Below are 18,909 nucleotides of genomic sequence, written 5' to 3' on the forward strand. Positions count from 1 at the left end.
ATGCGCTGACCTCCCCGTCACTCTTGGTGTTGCTGGATTACTTCGGCGAAGACGGCGACGTGACCTTGATCGATCCGTCGATGATGCCCGCCTTGATCTTGTCGAGCTCGCCCTGCAGGCCCGGGTCGACCTTCGACTCGAAGTCGTGGAACGGAGCGATTCCGACGCCGTCGTTCTTCAGCGTTCCCACGTACGGGGTGCTGTCGAACTTGCCGTCGGCCGCCGTGGTGACGACGTCGTTCACGGCCGGCTTCATGCCCTTCATGACCGAGGTGAGGAGCAAGTCCTTCACGCTCGGGTCGGACTCGAAGACGTCGGCGTCGACACCGATCATCGCGATCGACTTGCCGGAGTCCTTGATGGCTGCCGCGGCGCTCTGGTAGATCGGGCCACCGACCGGCATGATCACATCGGCGTTCTGGTCGATGACGCCCTGAGCGGTGTTCTTCGCCGTCTCGTTGGCGTCGAAGCCACCGGTGAACAGGCCGTTCTGAGCGTCGACGTCCCAGCCGACGACCTTGACGGACTTGCCCTTCTGCTCGTTGAAGTACTTCACGCCGTCGGCATAGCCGTCCATGAAGATGGTGACGGTCGGGATCTGCATACCGCCGAAGGTGCCGACGATGCCGGTCTTCGAGTAGCTCGCCGCAGCGTAGCCCGCGAGGAACGCGGCCTGAGCGGTGTCGAAGATGATCGGCTTGACGTTGTCGGCCGTGATCGAGCTGTCGTCGATGATGGCGAAGTCGACGTCGGGGTTCGAGGCAGCAGCCTTCTTCGTGGCGTCGGCAAGCAGGAAGCCGACGGTCACGACGAGGTTGCAGTTCGCGTCGACCATGCTCTGGATGTTGGGGGCGAAGTCGTTCTCGCTCTTGGACTCGGCCGACTTCGGCGTCACTCCGAGCTTGTCGGCGGCCTGGTTGAGGCCTTCGAAGCCGAGCTGGTTGAACGAGTGGTCGTCGAATCCGCCGGAGTCGGAGACCATGCAGGGCAGGAAGTCGCTCTTCGCGGCTCCCGACGTCGAGGTGTCCGACGGTGCCGCCGAACATGCGGCGAGCAGCGACATTACGCCGACCGCCGCCAGACCGAGCAAGCCGGCCTTACGCGCTGTGGTTCTCAAGGTGGTGTCCTCCAAGATGCAGGCCTACGGGTGAGGCCATTTGGTTTCACGTTACCGAATGTGACGAACTGCCTTGTTCGAATATCCGGCATCTTCATGTAAGCGTTACAAACGCGCGCCTGATTGTCGCCTGCTCATTTGAGCAGGCGACAATCGGCTGTCCCCTAGCCGGGTTACAGCCAGCCGCGTTTGCGGAACACCACGTAGAGCACGGTGCTCAATCCGAGCATCGCGAGCACGGCGAGCGGATAGCCCAACGGCCAATCCAATTCGGGCATATGCGTGAAGTTCATGCCGTAGATCCCCGCGACGAGCGAGGGTGCGAAGAGGATCGCCGCCCAGGACGAGATCTTCTTCACCTCTTCTCCCTGCCGGTGCGTCGAGTGGGCGAGCCCGGCCATCTCCTCGTTGCGGCGTTCCGACACCAGGGTCGAGTTCACCGTGAGGATGTCGCGCAACAGCTGACGGAATCCGTCGACCCGCTCGTTGACGAGGATGAGGTGGTCGGACACGTCGCGCAGCCCGCGCTGCAGCTCCTGCGTCACGCCGTACTTCTCCGACCCGTGCTCGAGCGCGATCATCACCGAGGTGAGCGGATGCGTCGCCCGCTGGAAGTCGATGACCTCGCGGGACAGCTCGTAGATGCGCCGCGACACCAGCGCATCGCCGCCGAACACCTGCGTCTCGATCTCGTCGATGTCGTTGGCGAGGCCCGCGACGACCGGGCTGTACGCATCCACGACCGCGTCGATGATCGCGTACAGGATGGCCTGGGTGCCGAGAGCGAGCAGCTCCGGTTCGCGCTCCATGCGCTGACGCACATGCGACAGGTCGGGCGACTCGCTGTGGCGCACCGTGATGACGAAGTTCGGCCCGACGAAGAGGTGCAGCTCACCGAAGTCGACCTCCTCGGGCACGTCGAGGTAGTTCGCCGCCTTGAGCACGACGAAGAGCACGCTGTCGTACCGCTCCAGCTTGGGCCGCTGGTGGGCGACGATCGCGTCCTCGATGGCCAGCTGGTGGAGTCCGAACTCCTCGGCCAGCGACATGAGCTCCTGCTCGCTCGGCCGGTAGAGGCCGATCCAGGCGACACCGTCGGGCGTCTCGTCGAGGGCGCGGTAGGTCTCGGACAGTGAGCGCGGCGAAGCGACGCGGCGGCCCTTCGAATAGATCGCGCTGTCGACCATGCTCGGCCGCTGGTCGCGGGGCTCGACGTCCGTGGCCGTGCTCGTTGAGGGAGGATCCACCCGCCGTGCCCGCGAGACGAACGGCATCGGAATGCGTCGATTGGTGTTGGGGGCCATGGGTCACCTCCGTGTGGATCCAGCTGTGGTCAGTACGGTTCAGCCCTTCGGAAGGGCCACCCCACTGTACGCGCGCTCCCTGCCGATGCGCTGGATCTCTTCGGCCCGAGCCAGGATGACGCTGGCATAGTGCTGCACCAGCTCGTCGCAGATCACGGACCACGATCGGCCGAGCACGGCACGACGGCCGGCCTCGCCCATCCGCAAGCGGAGTCCCGCGTCGGCCACGAGCATCCCGACCCCGGCCCGCAGGGCGCTGTCGTCGCCCGAGGGGAAGAGCAGTCCGTCGACGCCGTGCTCGACGAGGTCGATCGGCCCACCCGCGCGCGGGGCGACGACGGGCAGCCCGGATGCGTGCGCCTCCTGGACCGTCTGACCGAACGTCTCCTCCGACCCGGTGTGGGCGAAGATGTCGAATGCCGCATACGCCGCGCCGAGGTCTGCCCCGCCCAGGCGTCCGAGCCAGGTCACGGGCATCCCCCGCAGTGCCGCGGCGACGGCGGGCCGCGCGGGTCCGTCGCCGACGATGGCGATGTGAACGTCCCGGATGCCCCGGAGCGCGGCAAGGCGCTCAACCTGCTTCTCGGGGGCGACGCGTCCGACGTACCCGACGACGAGCTCTCCGTCGGGCGAGAGCCGCTCGCGCAACTCGCGTGCCGCCGGAGTGCTCCGGTTGTTGGGGTGATAGCGCTCGAGGTCGACCCCGCGTCCCCAGCGCGCCAGTCGCTGCACACCCGCCGTGCGGAGGTCGTATTCCGACGCTGCCGAGGGGACCAGCGTGAGATCGGCCCCGTCGTGCACCCAGCGCACGTACTTCCACGCGATGGCGGAGGTCATCCCGAGTCCGTTGCGGCGGGCGAACCCGGCGACGTCGGTCTGGTAGATCGCGACCGACGGGATGCCCAGCCGGTTCGCCGCCGCGATGCCCTGCGCCCCGAGCAGGAACGGCGAAGCGGCGTGCAGCACGTCGGGCTCGAAGGCGCTCAGGATGCGCTGCACCTGCGGGCTGGGCAGCCCCACCGGGAACTGCCGGTAGGCGAACGACGGCACCTGGTGCACGCGGAAGCCCGCGTACTCGGCCGGCGCTCCCGCGTCGGGGCAGATCACGATGGCCTCGTGTCCCGCTTCGGCCAGGTGATCGAGCACCCGGCAGACACTCGTGGTGACCCCGTTCACAGTGGGGAGGAAGCTCTCGCTGACGACGGCGATCCGCATGCTTCGCACGCTACGGCGGCCGAGTGGCCGACCCGTGAACAGCGGGTGTCCGGAACCGCTCTGTATCCTTTCGGCATGGCTCGCGCTCACTCCCCCATCGACCGCTTCTACAGCGTGATCCCCGCCGGAGGCATCGGCTCCCGGCTGTGGCCGCTCTCGCGGGCTGATGCGCCGAAGTTCCTGCACGACCTCACGGGATCCGGGCAGACACTGCTGCGCGACACCTGGGACAGGCTCGCGCCCCTGTCGGGCGAGCAACGGATCATGGTGGTCACCGGTCGCGCGCACCGCGCCGCCGTGGAGAAACAGCTTCCGGCGCTCGCCGATCCGAACATCGTGCTGGAGTCGGAGCCGCGCGACTCGACCGCCGCGATCGGGCTGGCCGCGGCGATCCTCGAACGACGCGAGCCCGGGGTGATCATCGGATCGTTCGCGGCCGACCACGTGATCAAGAACCAGCGGCTCTTCGCCTCGGCCGTGCGCGAGGCCGTGGCATCGGCGAATGCGGGCTACATCACCACCATCGGCATCCGGCCCACGGAGCCCGCCGTCGGCTTCGGATACATCCACACCGGTGCCGAGATCGCCATCGACGGGGCGCCGAGCGCCATCTCGGTCACGAAGTTCGTCGAGAAGCCCGACCTCGCCACCGCCGAAGGCTACGTGTCCAGCGGCGCCTATCTCTGGAACGCCGGGATGTTCATCGCCCGTGCCGACCGGCTGCTCGAGGAGATCGGACGCTCGGAGCCCGAGCTGCTCGCCGGTCTCCTGGAGCTCGCAGCCGCCTGGGACGACCCCGCCACCCGTGGACCGGCGGTCGACCGCATCTGGCCGGAGCTCAAGAAGATCGCGATCGACTACGCCGTCGCGGAGCCGGCGGCGGCCGAGGGCAATCTCTCGGTCATCCCCGGCTACTTCGACTGGGACGACGTCGGCGACTTCGCATCCCTCGCCAAACTCAACTCCGGCGGCCGCAAGTCCGATCTCGCCATCCTCGGCGAGAACGCACGCGTGCTCTCGGATGCGTCGAGCGGCATCGTCATCAGTCAGTCCGGCCGCGTGATCAGCCTCATCGGCGTGAAGGACATCGTCGTCGTCGACACACCCGACGCGCTCCTCGTCACCACGAGTGAGCACGCCCAGCGCGTGAAGGCCGTGGTCGACGCCCTCAAGCTCACCGGCTCGACCGACGTGCTGTAGGCCTGCGACCCGCTAGTCGACCTGCGACGGCCCGCGCTGCACGCCCTTCGCGAGCCGGTGGATCTCCGCATCGTCGAGCTCGATGCCCGCGTCAGTCAGACGCTCGCGGAGCAGCCTCTCGCCGTCCTCCTGCGGGCGCAACTGCATGTCCGCCGTCAGCTGCTCCACGATTCCCTGCACCTTCGCATCCCTGCTCGCGTCGGCGCTGCCGTCCATGATCGGTTCGTTCTGCGTCATGCCGCGGACGGTACGCCGCTCCTCCGTGTGCGCAAGATTTCTCTCGACGTCGAGATAGTTAGGCCCTCCTAACCAGCGGCTCCAGCGCGGGCGGCATACACTTGCATTGCGCTCTCGCGCGTTCGTTGCGATCACAACCAGGGAGGGTTGTTCGTGCCAGACCAAGCGGCAGGAACCCTGCAACCGACCAAGAACCGGCCGGGCGGAACACTGTACCGGGGCCGAGAGGGAATGTGGTCGTGGGTGCTGCACCGCATCACGGGCGTCGCCATCTTCTTCTTCCTCCTCGTGCACATTCTCGACACATCGCTCATCCGGGTCAGCCCCGAGGCGTACAACGCGGTGATCGGCACGTACAAGAACCCGATCATGGGCCTCGGCGAGATCGCCCTCGTCGGCGCGATCATCTTCCACGCGTTCAATGGCCTGCGCATCATCGCCATCGACTTCTGGAGCAAGGGCGTCAAGTACCAGAAGGTCATGTTCTACATCGTGATCGTGCTCTGGGTCGTTCTGATGGCCGGCTTCGTTCCGGTGCAGCTCATCCACATCTTCGGGGAGGCCAACTAGTCATGACGACCATTGAAGCCCCCCGCAGCCCCGCCCGTCCCGCACGCCGCAAGGGCGTCAACTGGGAGAAGTGGGGCTGGATCTACATGAGGATCTCGGGCGTCGTCCTGATCGTCCTCATCTTCGGCCACCTGTTCGTGAACCTCGTGATGGGCGAAGGCGTCAAGCAGATCGACTTCGCGTTCATCGGCGGCAAGTACGCCACCCCGTTCTGGCAGGTGTGGGACCTCCTGATGCTGTGGCTGGCGCTCATCCACGGCGGCAACGGGATGCGCACCCTCGTCAACGACTACGCGCACAACAAGACGGTCAACCGCATCCTCAAATGGGCCATCGCCGCTGCCGTCGTCGTACTGGTCGTGCTCGGAACGCTCGTCATCTTCACCTTCGAACCGTGCCCCGCAGGCGCCCCGGCCGATCTGCTGCCGTCGTTCTGCCCGGTCAACTAACTCCTCTCAAGTAGCCAACGACTACGGAAAAAAGCTGTGACAACTGAAACGTCTGAGTCCACCGTCATCGACGGCGTCCACTATCACGAGTTCGACATCGTCATCGTCGGCGCCGGAGGCGCGGGGATGCGAGCAGCGATCGAAGCGGGACCCCACGCCAAGACCGCGGTGATCTCCAAGCTGTATCCGACCCGTTCCCACACCGGTGCGGCGCAGGGCGGAATGGCCGCCGCGCTCGCCAACGTGGAAGAGGACAGCTGGGAGTGGCACACCTTCGACACCGTCAAGGGCGGTGACTACCTGGTCGACCAGGATGCGGCCGAGATCCTCGCCAAAGAGGCGATCGACGCGGTCATCGACCTCGAGAACATGGGCCTGCCCTTCAACCGCACGCCCGAGGGCAAGATCGACCAGCGGCGCTTCGGCGGTCACACCCGCGACCACGGCAAGGCTCCCGTGCGCCGCGCCTGCTACGCGGCCGACCGCACCGGCCACATGATCCTGCAGACGCTGTTCCAGAACTGCGTCAGGCTCGGCATCAACTTCTTCAACGAGTACTACGTGCTCGACGTGATCATGAACGAGGTCGACGGGGTCGATCAGCCCGCCGGCGTCGTCGCCTACGAACTCGCCACCGGTGAGCTCCACGTGTTCCACTCGAAGGCGATCATCTTCGCCACGGGCGGCTTCGGCAAGATCTACAAGACCACCTCCAACGCGCACACCCTCACGGGCGACGGCGTCGGCATCATCTGGCGCAAGAAGCTCCCGCTCGAAGACATGGAGTTCTTCCAGTTCCACCCGACGGGCCTGGCCGGCCTCGGCATCCTCCTCACCGAGGGCGCCCGCGGCGAGGGCGCGATCCTCCGCAACGCGAGCGGTGAGCGATTCATGGAGCGGTACGCACCGACCATCAAAGACCTGGCGCCGCGCGACATCGTCGCCCGGTGCATGGTGCAGGAGGTCGCAGAGGGTCGAGGCGCCGGCCCCCACAAGGACTATGTGCTCCTCGACTGCACCCACCTGGGCGCCGAGGTGCTTGAGACCAAGCTCCCCGACATCACCGAGTTCGCCCGCACCTACCTGGGCGTCGACCCGGTCGTGGAGCCGGTGCCCGTGATGCCGACCGCGCACTACGCGATGGGCGGCATCCCAACGAACAACAACGCCGAGGTACTCCGCGACAACACGACCGTCGTGCCGGGCCTTTACGCCGCGGGCGAATGCGCCTGCGTCTCCGTCCACGGCTCCAACCGCCTGGGAACCAACTCGCTCCTCGACATCAACGTCTTCGGCAAGCGCTCCGGCAGGAACGCGGTCGAGTACGTCAAGACCGCGACGGCAGTGCCCCTGCCGGAAGACCCCGCCGCCTACGTGCGCGGGATGATCGACGGGCTCCGCAGCGGAAACGGCACCGAGCGCATCGCGGCCATCCGCAAGGAGCTGCAGGACGAGATGGACAAGAACGCCCAGGTGTTCCGTACCGACGAGTCCCTCGCCAAGGTGACCGAGACCATCCACGGACTCCGGGAGCGCTACAAGAACATCGTCGTGCAAGACAAGGGCAAGCGGTTCAACACCGACCTGCTCGAGGCCGTCGAGCTCGGTTTCCTCCTCGACCTCGCCGAAGTGGTCGTCTTCTCGGCGCGCAACCGCCAGGAGAGCCGCGGCGGTCACATGCGCGACGACTTCCCGAAGCGCGACGACGAGAACTACATGAAGCACACCATGGCCTACCTGTCGGGCGACCCGCACTCGTCCGACGCGGCCGACCACATTCGTCTCGACTGGAAGCCGGTCGTCGTGACCCGCTACGAGCCGATGGAGAGGAAGTACTGATGTCGACCGCCGTTCTCGATACTCCGCCCGCCCCCGAAGCGCCGATCCAGTCGTTCACGGTCACTCTGATCATCCGCCGGTTCGACCCCGACACCGACACCGAGCCGCGCTGGCAGGACTTCGACGTCGAGATGTTCCCGACCGACCGCATCCTGGACGCCCTGCACAAGATCAAGTGGGAGCAGGACGGATCGCTCACATTCCGCCGCTCGTGCGCCCACGGGGTGTGCGGCTCGGACGCGATGCGCATCAACGGCCGCAACCGCCTGGCCTGCAAAACCCTGATCAAAGACCTCGACATCTCGAAGCCGATCTACGTCGAGGCGATCAAGGGCCTGCCGCTCGAGAAGGACCTCATCGTCGACATGGACCCGTTCTTCGAGTCCTTCCGCGAGGTGCAGCCCTTCCTCGTCGCGAACTCGACGCCGCCGAAGGACAAGGAGCGCATCCAGTCCCCTGAAGACCGCGCCCGCTTCGACGACACCACCAAGTGCATCCTCTGCGCCGCGTGCACCTCGTCGTGCCCGGTGTTCTGGACCGACGGCCAGTACTTCGGCCCGGCGGCGATCGTCAACGCCCACCGCTTCATCTTCGACTCCCGTGACGACAACGCGCAGGTGCGCCTCGACATCCTGAACGACAAGGAAGGCGTGTGGCGCTGCCGCACCACGTTCAACTGCACCGACGCGTGCCCCCGTGGCATCCAGGTGACGCAGGCCATCGCCGAGGTCAAGCAGGCCATCATGCGAGGACACCGCTGACCCGAATCGTCCTCACGACGTCGCGCTGGAGGTACTCGCTAGGCTGAGGGCCGTGGCCGCCAAGAAGACGAAGAAGGATGTGCAGCTCACCCATCCGGATCCGTCGACCCAGCGCGCCGAAGGCACCCTCGAGCCTCTCCGTGAGCGGCTCGAGAAACCGGTCGCGAAGGTCAGCGGCCTGGTCAAATGGGTCAAAGAGCTCCGCCCGTACCGCGTCTACATCAACTTCTCGCACAGCGACGGCAACCTCCGCGCCAGCGGGATGGGGTACCAGGCCATCTTCGCCATCTTCGCCGCGGTCTGGGTGGGCTTCTCGGTCGCCGGTCTCTGGCTGACAGCCAACCCCGACCTCTACAACGCACTCGTCACCCTCATCAACCGCGCTGTGCCGGGCCTCATCTCCACGCCCGATCAACCCGGTGCGATCGATTCCGCCGAACTCCAGAACGCGTCGGCCTTCGGCTGGACCGGCCTCGTCGCCGGAATCGGCCTGCTCTGGACCGCGATCGGCTGGCTGTACTACACCCGCCAGGCCGTGCGGGCGGTGTTCGGCCTGCAACGCGACACGACCAACTACGCGCTGCAGAAGATCCGCGACCTGGGGCTCGCGCTGGCCTTCGGAATCGTGCTCATCGTCTCCGCCCTGCTCACGATCGCCAGCACGGAGGCGCTCACCTTCGTCCTCGGCCTGCTCGGGATGGCCGACTCCTTCTGGACCGCGCTCGTCGCGCGGGTGTCCGGCCTCTTCGTCTCCGTGATCCTCAACATCTTCACGCTCGGCGTGATGTTCCGGGTGCTCGCCCGCGTCTCGATCCCCTGGCGCAACCTCTTCTTCGGGGCGCTCCTCGGCAGCACCGCGCTGGCCGGCCTGAGCGCCCTCGGCGGTCTGCTGCTCGGCGGCGCGACGCGCAACCCCCTGCTGGCGACCTTCACGGTGTTCATCGGGCTGCTCATCTGGTTCAACCTCGTCTCCCGGGTGATCCTGCTCTCCGCATCCTGGATCGCCGTCGGGATGTTCGACCGCGGCCTCTCCCCGCGGGTCGTGTCGCCCGAGCAGGCGGCCGCCGAGAAGGCCGCCGCAGAGTACGACGCACGCGTCATCGTGGCCAGAGCCGAGCTCCAGGATGCTCAGACAGACCTGTCGCGCGCCCGCTGGTTCGGCCGGTTCCGCGCCCAGCGAGACGTCGAGCACGCGCAGAACCGGCTCAACGACATCCTGGACGAGGGAACCGTCAGAAGTCCCCGCTAGGCTTGTTTTCATGCCTTCGAAGTCCCTGCGAATCGCCACGATCAACACCAACGGCATCCGCGCCGCCTTCCGCAAGGGCATGGGGAGCTGGCTCGACAATCGCGACGTCGACATCCTCGCGATCCAGGAGGTCCGCGCCTCCACCGAAGACATCCAGCAGCTCCTGGGCGACGACTGGGACATCCTGCACGATCCCGCCACCGCGAAGGGTCGTGCCGGAGTGGCGATCGCCAGCCGGCATCGTGCGTCCATCCACCGGGTCGACCTCGGTGCGCTGGACTTCGACAGCGCCGGTCGCTGGCTGGAGGCCGACTACGAGGTCGGCGGCAAGATCATCACCGTGGTCAGCGCGTATGTGCACTCGGGCGAGGCGGACACCCCCAAGCAGGTCGAGAAGTACACGTTCCTGGATGCGATGGAAGCGCGCCTGCCCGAGCTTCAGAAGCACAGTGAGTACGCGGTGGTGATGGGCGACCTCAACGTCGGTCACCGCACCGTCGACATCCGGAACTGGAAGGGCAACGTCAAGCGCGCGGGCTTCCTCCCGAAGGAGCGTGCGTACTTCGACCGCATCCTCGGCGCCGAAGACGACGAGGACTACAACGTCGGCGCCGGCCTCGGCTGGGTCGACCTGGGCCGCAAGTTCCATCGCGACGACGACGGCCCGTACACCTGGTGGTCCTGGCGCGGCCAGGCGTTCGACAACGACACCGGATGGCGCATCGACTACCAGCTCGCCACCCCCGCTCTCGCGGCGACGGCGACGTCGTACGCGGTCGACCGGGCTGCGGCCTACGACGAGCGATGGTCCGACCACACCCCCGTGGTCGTCGACTACGCCCTCTGACCCTTCTGACGCTCCGACAATCCCGTGAGGTAACCCATGACCAGACTCCCCCGCCTGTATTCGGGCATGCAACCATCCGCCGACTCGCTCCACCTGGGCAACTACATCGGAGCGCTGCTCCAGTGGAAAGAGCTCCAGTCGAACCACGACGCGTTCTTCTCCGTGGTCGACCTGCACGCGATCACCGTTGCGCAAGACCCGGCCGAGCTGCGCGAGAAGACGCGCCGCACAGCCGCGCAGTACATCGCCGCCGGCATCGATCCGTCGGCGTCGACGCTCTACGTGCAGTCGCACGTTGCGGCGCACGCGCAGCTGGCCTGGATCCTGAACACCATCACCGGGTTCGGCGAGGCGTCGCGGATGACCCAGTTCAAAGACAAGTCGGCCAAGCAGGGAACGGACGCGGCCTCGGTCGGACTGTTCGCCTACCCGGTGCTCATGGCCGCCGACATCCTGCTCTACGACTCGGAGATCGTTCCGGTCGGCGACGACCAGCGCCAGCACGTCGAGCTCACCCGAGACCTGGCGATGCGGTTCAACGGCCGGTTCGGCGACACCTTCGTCATACCGCAGGCGATGATCCTCAAAGACAGCGCGCGCATCTACGACCTGCAGAACCCGACCTCGAAGATGTCGAAGTCGGCCGAGTCGCCGGCCGGGCTGATCCAGCTGCTGGAAGAGCCGTCGAAGAGCGCGAAGAAGATCATGCGGGCCGTCACGGACACCGACGGCGTGATCTCCTTCGACCGCGAGGGCAAGCCCGGCATCTCCAACCTGCTGACGATCTACTCCTCGCTGACCGGGCGCACCGTCGAGGCGATCGAGCTGGAGTACGACGGCAAGGGCTACGGCGACTTCAAGAAGGGGCTCGCCGAGGTCGTGGTGGAGACGTTCACGCCCGTGCGCGACCGAGCCCTCGAACTGCTGGGCGATCCGGCCGAACTCGACCGCATCCTCGCGCGCAACGCCGACCGCGCGAGCGAGGTCGCCGAGGTGACGCTCGCCAAGGTGTACGACCGCATCGGCCTGCTGCGCCCGGCCCGGTGAGCGCGCGCCGATGACTGCTGTGCCGCCGCGGGAGCCCGTCGTGCTGACGGGCTCCCGCGTGGTGCTCTCGATCCCCGGCGAAGGCGACCTCGACCGCATCACCGACCTGTGCCGGGATCCGGCTGTCGCCGCGTGGACGACGGTGCCCGTGCCGTACTCACGCGCCGACGCCGAGAGCTTCGTGCTCGGCATGGTCACGCGCGGCTGGGCGCAGGGCACCCACTGCACCTGGGCGATCCGGAGCGAGGTCGGCGGTCCGCTCCTCGGCATGATCGGGCTCGACGGCATCGGCGACGGCGACGCGGAGATCGGATTCTGGCTGGCTCCAGAAGCCCGCCGGCAGGGCCTGATGAGCGAGGCCGTCTCGCTCGCGATCGACTATGCGTTCGCCGCGGGCGGTGCGGATGGACGAGCCGGACTTGGACTCGAGCGTCTCGTCTGGCGGGCTTTCGTGGGCAACGCGGCCAGCGCATCCGTCGCCCGCCGTGCCGGGTTCCGCTACGATGGCACCCGCCGTCGCGGCGGCATCCAGCGCGGCCGCCGGCTCGACGACTGGCAGGCCGCACTGCTGCGGGACGACCCACGTGACCCGGTGAGCGACTGGCCCGACGAGACGTACGTGCAGCTGGAGTCGGCGAGGCGATGAGCGCTCCCCGAGTCGTCCTGTTCGATCTCGACGACACTCTGTTCGCGCATCGCGCGGCCGTCGCGCGCGGCATCGAAGCGCATGTGGCCGCGTTGGGCGAGCCGTACGGTTCGCTGCCCACCGCATCCTCGGTCGCCTTCTGGAACGACCTCGAAGAGCGGCACTACCACTCCTACCTCGCCGGACGTCTCGACTTCGAAGGCCAGCGGCAGGCCCGCGCCCGTGACTTCGCCGCGCGCCACGGCGTCTCCCTCGACGACGAGGCGGCGAGCGCCTGGTTCGCGGCGTACTTCGAGCGCTACGTCGAGAGCTGGGACCTCCATCCGGATGCGCTGCCCTGCCTCGATGCGCTGACCGTAGGCATCCCAGGCGTGCGCTTCGGCCTCATCACGAACGGAGACCTCGCCTTCCAGACCCGCAAGATCACCACCGTCGGCCTCGATGCGCGCGTCGAGCACGTCATCGCCTCGGGTGAGCTCGGCATCGTGAAGCCCGACCCGGCGATCTTCCGGCACGCCTGCGAGGTCTTCGGGGTCGCGCCTGCAGAGGCGGCCTACATCGGCGACAGACTGCGCACGGATGCGATCGGCGCCGCGACCGCGGGCCTCACCGGAGTGTGGCTGAACCGCACCGGCGCCGTCCCGTCGGCCGACGACGCCGCGGACGCGCGGTCCGCCGGCGTGCTCGAGATCACGACCCTCGCCGAGCTCCCCGCCCTCCTCACCCGCTGACGAACCGCGGGCGCGATTCCACACGCAGAAGCGCCGCCCGGCACAGGCCGGGCGGCGCTTCACGAGAGATGCGTCAGGCGTTGCGCACGTCGTCGTCGACCCAGTCGAAGGTCTTCGTGACGGCCTTCTTCCACAGACGCAGCTGGCGATCGCGCTCCGTCGGGTCCATCTGCGGGTTCCAGCGGCTGTCCTCCTGCCAGTTCTTGCGCAGGTCGTCGAGGTTCTCCCAGAAGCCGACCGCGAGGCCGGCAGCGTAGGCGGCACCCAGGGCGGTGGTCTCGGCGACCACCGGGCGCACGACCGGAACACCGAGGATGTCGGCCTGGAACTGCATCAGGGTGTTGTTGGCGATCATGCCGCCGTCCACCTTGAGTTCCTGCAGGTCCACACCGGAGTCGGCGTTGACGGCGTCGAGCACCTCGCGTGTCTGGAAGGCGGTGGCCTCCAGCACGGCGCGGGCGATGTGGCCCTTGTTCACGTAGCGGGTGAGACCCACGAGAGCTCCGCGGGCATCCGAACGCCAGTACGGCGCGAACAGACCGGAGAACGCCGGCACGAAGTACGCGCCACCGTTGTCTTCGACCGTCTTCGCCAGCTCCTCGATCTCCGGCGCGCTCGAGATGAGCCCCAGGTTGTCGCGGAGCCACTGCACCAGCGAACCGGTGACGGCGATCGAGCCCTCCAAGGCGTAGTGCGGCTTGTTGTCGCCGAGCTTGTAGCCCAGCGTCGTCAGCAGACCGTTCTTGGAGTGGACGATCTCCTCACCCGTGTTGAAGATGAGGAAGTTGCCGGTTCCGTAGGTGTTCTTGGACTCGCCCGGATCGAACGCAGCCTGGCCGAACGTGGCCGCCTGCTGGTCGCCCAGGATGCCCGCCACGGGCACCTCGCGCAGCAGGCTCGACGACTCGACGGTGCCGTAGACCTCGGACGAGCTCCGGATCGCGGGGAGCATCGACTTCGGTACGCCGAACACCTCGAGGATGTCGTCGCGCCAGGTCAGCGTCTCCAGGTCCATGAACAGGGTGCGGGATGCGTTGGTCACGTCGGTCGCGTGCACGCCGCCGTCCGGTCCGCCGGTCAGGTTCCAGAGCACCCACGCGTCGGTGTTGCCGAACAGCAGGTCGCCGGCCTCGGCCCGTTCGCGGGCGCCTTCGACGTTCTCCAGGATCCACACGATCTTGGTGCCGGAGAAGTAGGTCGCGAGCGGCAGGCCCACGATCGGCTTGAAGCGCTCGACTCCGCCGTCCGCTGCGAAACGGTCGACGATGTCCTGCGTGCGGGTGTCCTGCCAGACGATGGCGTTGTAGACGGGTTCGCCGGTGTTCTTGTCCCAGACCACCGCGGTCTCGCGCTGGTTGGTGATGCCGACGGCGGCGATGTCGTGGCGGGTGAGGTCGGCCTTCGACAGTGCCTGGCCGATCACCTCACGGGTGTTGTTCCAGATCTCGACCGGATTGTGCTCGACCCATCCCGCCTTGGGGAAGATCTGCTCATGCTCGAGCTGGCCGGAGGAGACGATCGATCCGGACTTGTCGAAGATGATCGCACGGGTACTCGTGGTGCCCTGATCGATGGCGACAACATAGTCGGCCATAGGAAACTCCTTTGTTTGGGGTGGGGCTGCACGCGCCGGTCCCGAAGATCGGGACCGGCACGCGATGCAGGGTTACTGGAGGATGGGAAGCAGGGCGAGCGCGAGCCAGCCTGCGATCAGACCGCCGATGATCGGGCCGACCACCGGAACCCACGAGTACGACCAGTCGCTCGAGCCCTTGCCCTTGATCGGCAGAATCGCGTGAGCGATACGCGGACCGAGGTCACGAGCCGGGTTGATGGCGTACCCCGTCGGACCACCGAGGCTGGCACCGATGCCGATGACCAGCAGGGCGACGGGCAGCGCTCCGAGGGCGGCCAGACCGGCGGCTTGGCCGGGCTGGTGGCCGAAGGCGATCACCACGAACACCAGCACGAACGTGCCGATGATCTCGGTGACGAGGTTCCAGCCATAGCTGCGGATGGCCGGTCCCGTCGAGAAGACCCCCAGCTTGTTCGCGGGCTCAGGTTCTTCATCGAAGTGCTTCTTGTACGCCAGCCAGGTGAACACGGCGCCGATGATGGCACCGATCAGCTGAGCCAGGATGTACAAGAGCACCGTGATGAAGTTCACGGGCACCAGGGTGTGAGCAGCCGCTGAACCGAAGGCCGGGGCGCCGTTGGCGACCAGACCCAGCGTCACAGCAGGATTCAGATGAGCTCCGGAGTTGTAGGCGACGACCACGCCGGAGAACACCGCGATGCCCCAGCCGATGTTCACCATCAGGAACCCGCCGTTGAAGCCCTTGTTCTTGATGAGTGCGACGTTCGCCACGACGCCGGTACCGAGGAGGACGAGCATCGCCGTGCCCACCAACTCCGACAGGAAATCTACACCGATATTGTCCACGTTGACCTTCCAGTTGTTCAGTTGATCCGCACCCTGTTGTGCGACTACCGATGGCACTTGTCAGGGTGGGCAATTGAACGCTATTCGCGTCTGGTCCACCGGGACAAGGACCGTGCTATGCACGTCTGTGCATTATCGAAGTGCGGCGGCTTCGCTGCCGTCCTCCGACTCAAGGTGCACCCGGTGGGCGTCGGCGAGGTCCGCTATGACAGCATCTTCCTCCTCAACACGCCGATTTGGCGACCATCCGAGCACGGTGGCGGCGATTTCGCCGACCTCGCGGACCAGCGAGCCGGAGATCGAACCGGTGAAAGCGAGGCTCGTGCGACGCAGGAAGATGTCGAGAAGGTGCACCACGTGCTCCGAGCGGACCAGGTATTCGATCTCGGCGCGGGAGAACTCCGGAGCCGCCGCGAGCGGGACGTCTCCGTCGTCGGATCCGGCGATCGCGTCGATCACGAAGGTCGCCTTGGTGCCGTAGCGGTGCAGCAGCTGCGAGGCTCGATCGGCGCCGACGTCGGCTCCGTAGCGCGCGACCCAGTCGCGTTCGGCACCGGTGGTAGTCGGGAATCCGGCGCCGCCACCGATGGCGAGTCCGGCCGTCGAGACCGTGCGCTCGATGCCGAGCGCGCTCAGTGTCTCGTTGGCGAGGTGCTCGCTGAGGGCGCGGAACGTCGTCCACTTGCCGCCGACGAGCGACAGCACCGTGGTGGTGCCGAGGCCCGGGATGCTGCCGGAGACGATTCGGTAGTCGCGGGAGACGAATCCGGGCTGGGTGTCATCGTGATGCGGCAGCGGGCGCACACCGGAGAACGTGTAGACGATCTGTGAGCGGGTGACCGGGATGGTTGGGAAAACGTGCGAGACGAGTTCGATGAAGTAGTCGATCTCGTCATCGGTGCAGACGGCTTTCTCCGACATGTCGGCCTCGAGGTCCGTCGTGCCGACCATGACCTTGCCCTTGAGCGGGTAGATCAGCACGATGCGGCCGTCGTTGTTCTCGAAGAACATCTCGCGGCCCTGGCACGCCTCGAGCAGCTCGGGGTTGTCGAGCACGATGTGCGAGCCCTTCGTGCCGCCCATGTACTCGGTGGGCTCGCCAAGAGCCTGATTCGTGAGATCGGTCCACGGTCCGGATGCGTTGACCACGACCTGCGCCGCAATGGTGAATTCGGCACCCGTCTCGCGGTCGCGCACGAGCACGCCCCCGTCGCGCACGCCGATCGCCTCGACGTAGTTCACCGCCCGGGCGTGCGGACCCGCGGCGAGACCGTCGGCCAGCACGTCCAGCGCGAGCCGCTCGGGGTCGTGCACCGAGGCGTCGAAGTACGTGGCGGTGTATTTGATGCCGGGGTTCAGCTCGGGCTGCGCCTGCAGCGACTTCGTGCGGCCGTGGAACTGGTGACGGGGAACGGTTCCTCCATCACGCGAGAAGAAGTCGTAGATGGTCAGGCCGGTCTTGATGAGGAACGCACCGCGCTCCTTCGGCTTGCCCTGCTTGTGGGTGACGAAGCGGAGGGGGGCCGCGAGGATGCCCGAGAACGTCGAGAAGATCGGGATCGTCGTCTTCAGCGGCTTCACGTAGTGCGGCGCGATCTTGAGCAGGCCGTTGCGCTCGGTGACCGACTCCTTCACGAGCCGGAACTCGCCGTTCTCCAGGTAGCGCACGCCACCGTGGATCATGTGGCTCGAAGCGGCCGACGCACCGGACACGAAGTCGTTGCGCTCGACGAGCACGACGTCGACGCCCTGGAGGGCCAGGTCGCGGAAGGTGCCGAGACCGTTGATGCCGCCGCCGACGATCAGGACCTGAGCGTTGGGGCGTTCGCGGAGGCGCTCGACCTCGTTGCGGGAACCGGTTGTGTTCGACTGCGTCGTCACGGGACTCTCCTGTACATCTGTGGCGGTTGTTCTGGTGCAGCTATAGTTTTGGATGCGCCGACACTTTGTTCAACCGGAATGCACATACGTGCATTCCCCAGCCCCGAAGAGAGGCTTGCGATGGTCCATCCCGAGACCGAGAACCTGCCCGAGAAGGTGCGCGACGCCCTCAAAGCCGGCCACCTCTACTACATGCAGGACCTGACGATGGAGGCGATCGCGCACGAGATGCACACCTCGCGGTCGAGCGTCTCCCGCCTGCTCAGCTACGCGCGGTCATCGGGCCTGGTGACCATCCAGATCGCACAGCCGCACGAAGGTGCAACGCGCATCCAGCAGGAGATCCACGAGCGCTATGGCATCGCCGCGCACATCGTGCCCATGCCGAGTGCCATCAGCGACGTCGATCGACTGGAGCGCGTCGCCATCTCCGGCGCCCGGATCCTCGACCGCTTCATCGACTCGAACATGACGGTCGGCCTGGCCTGGGGCTCGACGATGAGCGCTCTCAGCCGGCACCTCATCCCGAAAGATCTGCACAACGTCGAGTTCGTGCAGCTCAACGGCGCCGGAAACACGTACACGACGGGTGTGCTCTACGCCAGCGAGATCCTGCGGCGGTTCGGCGACACCTTCTCGGGCACGATCCAGGAGTTCCCCGTCCCCGCCCTTTTCGACGACCCGCAGACCAAGACCGCGATGTGGCGCGAGCGCAGCACCCGGCGCATCCTCGACATCCAGGAGCGGATGGACGCGGCGATCTTCGGCCTCGGCTCCCCCTTCTCCGAGGTGCGCTCGCGCGTGTACGCGGGCGGGTACCTCGAGCAGAGCGACTACGCCTCGCTCGACGAGTCCGATGTGGTCGGAGACGTGGCGACCGTGTTCTTCCGCGAGGACGGCAGCCACCACGGCATCCCGCTGAACGAACGGGCGAGCGGGCCGGACATCGACCTCATCAAGCGGGTGCCGCGACGCGTCTGCATCGTGTCGGGGCCGTCGAAGGTGCACAGCCTGCGCGGCGCCCTCGCGGCGGAGCTCATCACCGACCTCATCGTCGATGAGGGGACCGCGCGGGCCCTGGTGACGATCGGCTGACGGTCGCCGATGCTCGCGCCCCTTCCGAGGCGCCTCGCCGTAACAGTCGGTGGGAATAGAAGCCCGAGCGATGCGTTGATCTAGACTCGACAACATAAACGTGCTCCGGGGTCGGTGAAAGTCCGAACCGGCGGTGATAGTCCGCGAGCGGGACTTCGAGAGTGAAGCCCTGCTGAGCCGGTGGAATTCCGGCACCGACGGTAATGGGGTCAGGCAGCAGCCTGGCCGCTCAGTCCGGATGGGAGGCAGCACGAGAGGGCGTCGTTCGCGACCGCCCT

The 18,909-nt window shown here is 66.8% G+C and carries 18 protein-coding genes and 1 riboswitch; of the genes, 11 read left to right on the forward strand and 7 right to left on the reverse strand.

Annotated features, from left to right (window positions below; translation table 11 throughout):
• Positions 1–37 precede the first annotated feature (37 nt).
• The 3 genes from ACFVV0_RS09565 to ACFVV0_RS09575 all read right to left on the reverse strand — a co-directional run bounded on the left by ACFVV0_RS09565 (position 38) and on the right by ACFVV0_RS09575 (position 3,636).
• Positions 38–1,117 (reverse strand): BMP family protein, encoded by a 1,080-nt coding sequence (locus ACFVV0_RS09565; RefSeq protein WP_387061603.1) that lies wholly within the window; start codon positions 1,115–1,117, stop codon positions 38–40.
• Positions 1,118–1,290: 173 nt separating this feature from the next.
• Positions 1,291–2,421 carry a magnesium and cobalt transport protein CorA gene (locus ACFVV0_RS09570; protein ID WP_387061606.1) on the reverse strand — a complete coding sequence of 377 codons (1,131 nt, stop codon included), beginning with the start codon at positions 2,419–2,421 and terminating at the stop codon, positions 1,291–1,293.
• 39 nt (positions 2,422–2,460) lie between these two features.
• Positions 2,461–3,636, reverse strand: a complete 1,176-nt coding sequence (locus ACFVV0_RS09575; protein ID WP_387061609.1) for a glycosyltransferase family 4 protein — start codon at positions 3,634–3,636, stop codon at positions 2,461–2,463.
• 75 nt (positions 3,637–3,711) lie between these two features.
• Between ACFVV0_RS09575 and ACFVV0_RS09580 the strand changes: the two genes are divergently transcribed.
• On the forward strand, positions 3,712–4,836 hold the full coding sequence (locus ACFVV0_RS09580; protein WP_387061612.1) for a mannose-1-phosphate guanylyltransferase: 1,125 nt from the start codon (positions 3,712–3,714) through the stop codon (positions 4,834–4,836).
• Positions 4,837–4,848: 12 nt separating this feature from the next.
• On the opposite strand, the gene ACFVV0_RS09585 is transcribed toward ACFVV0_RS09580, so the two are convergent.
• On the reverse strand, positions 4,849–5,073 hold the full coding sequence (locus tag ACFVV0_RS09585; protein ID WP_387061614.1) for a hypothetical protein: 225 nt from the start codon (positions 5,071–5,073) through the stop codon (positions 4,849–4,851).
• Between the two features lie 231 nt (positions 5,074–5,304).
• Between ACFVV0_RS09585 and sdhC the strand changes: the two genes are divergently transcribed.
• Genes sdhC through ACFVV0_RS09630 form a run of 9 tightly spaced genes read left to right on the forward strand, consistent with a single transcriptional unit; the run spans position 5,305 to position 13,212 of the window.
• Positions 5,305–5,643: a succinate dehydrogenase, cytochrome b556 subunit gene (gene sdhC, locus ACFVV0_RS09590; RefSeq protein ID WP_387061803.1), complete on the forward strand. Its 339-nt coding sequence runs from the start codon at positions 5,305–5,307 to the stop codon at positions 5,641–5,643.
• Between the two features lie 2 nt (positions 5,644–5,645).
• Positions 5,646–6,092, forward strand: coding sequence for a succinate dehydrogenase hydrophobic membrane anchor subunit (locus ACFVV0_RS09595; RefSeq protein WP_387061617.1), 447 nt, complete (start codon positions 5,646–5,648; stop codon positions 6,090–6,092).
• A 36-nt stretch (positions 6,093–6,128) separates the two neighbouring features.
• Positions 6,129–7,931: a succinate dehydrogenase flavoprotein subunit gene (gene sdhA / locus ACFVV0_RS09600; RefSeq protein WP_387061620.1), complete on the forward strand. Its 1,803-nt coding sequence runs from the start codon at positions 6,129–6,131 to the stop codon at positions 7,929–7,931.
• Positions 7,931–8,692: a succinate dehydrogenase iron-sulfur subunit gene (locus ACFVV0_RS09605; protein ID WP_387061623.1), complete on the forward strand. Its 762-nt coding sequence runs from the start codon at positions 7,931–7,933 to the stop codon at positions 8,690–8,692. Before sdhA ends, ACFVV0_RS09605 begins: the two co-directional genes overlap by 1 nt.
• Positions 8,693–8,744: 52 nt before the next feature.
• Complete coding sequence (locus ACFVV0_RS09610; RefSeq protein ID WP_387061626.1) at positions 8,745–9,941, forward strand: YihY/virulence factor BrkB family protein; 1,197 nt, start codon at positions 8,745–8,747, stop codon at positions 9,939–9,941.
• A gap of 10 nt (positions 9,942–9,951) precedes the next feature.
• Positions 9,952–10,788 carry an exodeoxyribonuclease III gene (locus ACFVV0_RS09615; protein ID WP_387061629.1) on the forward strand — a complete coding sequence of 279 codons (837 nt, stop codon included), beginning with the start codon at positions 9,952–9,954 and terminating at the stop codon, positions 10,786–10,788.
• 36 nt (positions 10,789–10,824) lie between these two features.
• On the forward strand, positions 10,825–11,835 hold the full coding sequence (gene trpS, locus ACFVV0_RS09620; RefSeq protein ID WP_387061631.1) for a tryptophan--tRNA ligase: 1,011 nt from the start codon (positions 10,825–10,827) through the stop codon (positions 11,833–11,835).
• A 10-nt stretch (positions 11,836–11,845) separates the two neighbouring features.
• Positions 11,846–12,481 (forward strand): GNAT family N-acetyltransferase, encoded by a 636-nt coding sequence (locus ACFVV0_RS09625; protein ID WP_387061634.1) that lies wholly within the window; start codon positions 11,846–11,848, stop codon positions 12,479–12,481.
• Entirely contained in the window at positions 12,478–13,212 is a 735-nt protein-coding gene (locus tag ACFVV0_RS09630; protein ID WP_387061637.1) for an HAD family hydrolase, read from the forward strand. Before ACFVV0_RS09625 ends, ACFVV0_RS09630 begins: the two co-directional genes overlap by 4 nt.
• A gap of 73 nt (positions 13,213–13,285) precedes the next feature.
• Here the strand turns inward: ACFVV0_RS09630 and glpK are convergent, their stop codons facing one another.
• The 3 genes from glpK to ACFVV0_RS09645 form a co-directional block, all read right to left on the reverse strand.
• Positions 13,286–14,806 carry a glycerol kinase GlpK gene (gene glpK / locus ACFVV0_RS09635; protein ID WP_387061640.1) on the reverse strand — a complete coding sequence of 507 codons (1,521 nt, stop codon included), beginning with the start codon at positions 14,804–14,806 and terminating at the stop codon, positions 13,286–13,288.
• A gap of 72 nt (positions 14,807–14,878) precedes the next feature.
• A complete protein-coding gene (locus ACFVV0_RS09640; RefSeq protein WP_387061805.1) occupies positions 14,879–15,607 on the reverse strand; it encodes an MIP/aquaporin family protein in 729 nt (242 codons plus the stop codon).
• A 180-nt stretch (positions 15,608–15,787) separates the two neighbouring features.
• A complete protein-coding gene (locus ACFVV0_RS09645) occupies positions 15,788–17,536 on the reverse strand; it encodes an FAD-dependent oxidoreductase (RefSeq protein ID WP_387061643.1) in 1,749 nt (582 codons plus the stop codon).
• 120 nt (positions 17,537–17,656) lie between these two features.
• On the opposite strand from ACFVV0_RS09645, the gene ACFVV0_RS09650 reads away from it, so the two are divergent.
• Positions 17,657–18,631, forward strand: a complete 975-nt coding sequence (locus ACFVV0_RS09650; protein WP_387061645.1) for a sugar-binding transcriptional regulator — start codon at positions 17,657–17,659, stop codon at positions 18,629–18,631.
• A gap of 96 nt (positions 18,632–18,727) precedes the next feature.
• A riboswitch (FMN riboswitch) is annotated at positions 18,728–18,887 on the forward strand.
• The last annotated feature ends 22 nt before the right edge of the window (positions 18,888–18,909 follow it).

The sequence above is a fragment of the Leifsonia sp. NPDC058230 genome (assembly GCF_042882245.1).
Lineage (GTDB): Bacteria > Actinomycetota > Actinomycetes > Actinomycetales > Microbacteriaceae > Leifsonia.

Excerpts from the sequence above, each read along its gene's own strand:
- ACFVV0_RS09570 (WP_387061606.1), bottom strand. The coding sequence starts at position 2,421 with ATGGCCCCCAACACCAATCGACGCATTCCGATGCCGTTCGTCTCGCGG.
- ACFVV0_RS09575 (WP_387061609.1), bottom strand. The coding sequence starts at position 3,636 with ATGCGGATCGCCGTCGTCAGCGAGAGCTTCCTCCCCACTGTGAACGGG.
- ACFVV0_RS09580 (WP_387061612.1), top strand. The coding sequence starts at position 3,712 with ATGGCTCGCGCTCACTCCCCCATCGACCGCTTCTACAGCGTGATCCCC.
- ACFVV0_RS09585 (WP_387061614.1), bottom strand. The coding sequence starts at position 5,073 with ATGACGCAGAACGAACCGATCATGGACGGCAGCGCCGACGCGAGCAGG.
- sdhC (WP_387061803.1), top strand. The coding sequence starts at position 5,305 with ATGTGGTCGTGGGTGCTGCACCGCATCACGGGCGTCGCCATCTTCTTC.
- ACFVV0_RS09595 (WP_387061617.1), top strand. The coding sequence starts at position 5,646 with ATGACGACCATTGAAGCCCCCCGCAGCCCCGCCCGTCCCGCACGCCGC.
- ACFVV0_RS09605 (WP_387061623.1), top strand. The coding sequence starts at position 7,931 with ATGTCGACCGCCGTTCTCGATACTCCGCCCGCCCCCGAAGCGCCGATC.
- ACFVV0_RS09615 (WP_387061629.1), top strand. The coding sequence starts at position 9,952 with ATGCCTTCGAAGTCCCTGCGAATCGCCACGATCAACACCAACGGCATC.
- trpS (WP_387061631.1), top strand. The coding sequence starts at position 10,825 with ATGACCAGACTCCCCCGCCTGTATTCGGGCATGCAACCATCCGCCGAC.
- ACFVV0_RS09625 (WP_387061634.1), top strand. The coding sequence starts at position 11,846 with ATGACTGCTGTGCCGCCGCGGGAGCCCGTCGTGCTGACGGGCTCCCGC.
- ACFVV0_RS09630 (WP_387061637.1), top strand. The coding sequence starts at position 12,478 with ATGAGCGCTCCCCGAGTCGTCCTGTTCGATCTCGACGACACTCTGTTC.
- glpK (WP_387061640.1), bottom strand. The coding sequence starts at position 14,806 with ATGGCCGACTATGTTGTCGCCATCGATCAGGGCACCACGAGTACCCGT.
- ACFVV0_RS09640 (WP_387061805.1), bottom strand. The coding sequence starts at position 15,607 with ATGCTCGTCCTCCTCGGTACCGGCGTCGTGGCGAACGTCGCACTCATC.
- ACFVV0_RS09650 (WP_387061645.1), top strand. The coding sequence starts at position 17,657 with ATGGTCCATCCCGAGACCGAGAACCTGCCCGAGAAGGTGCGCGACGCC.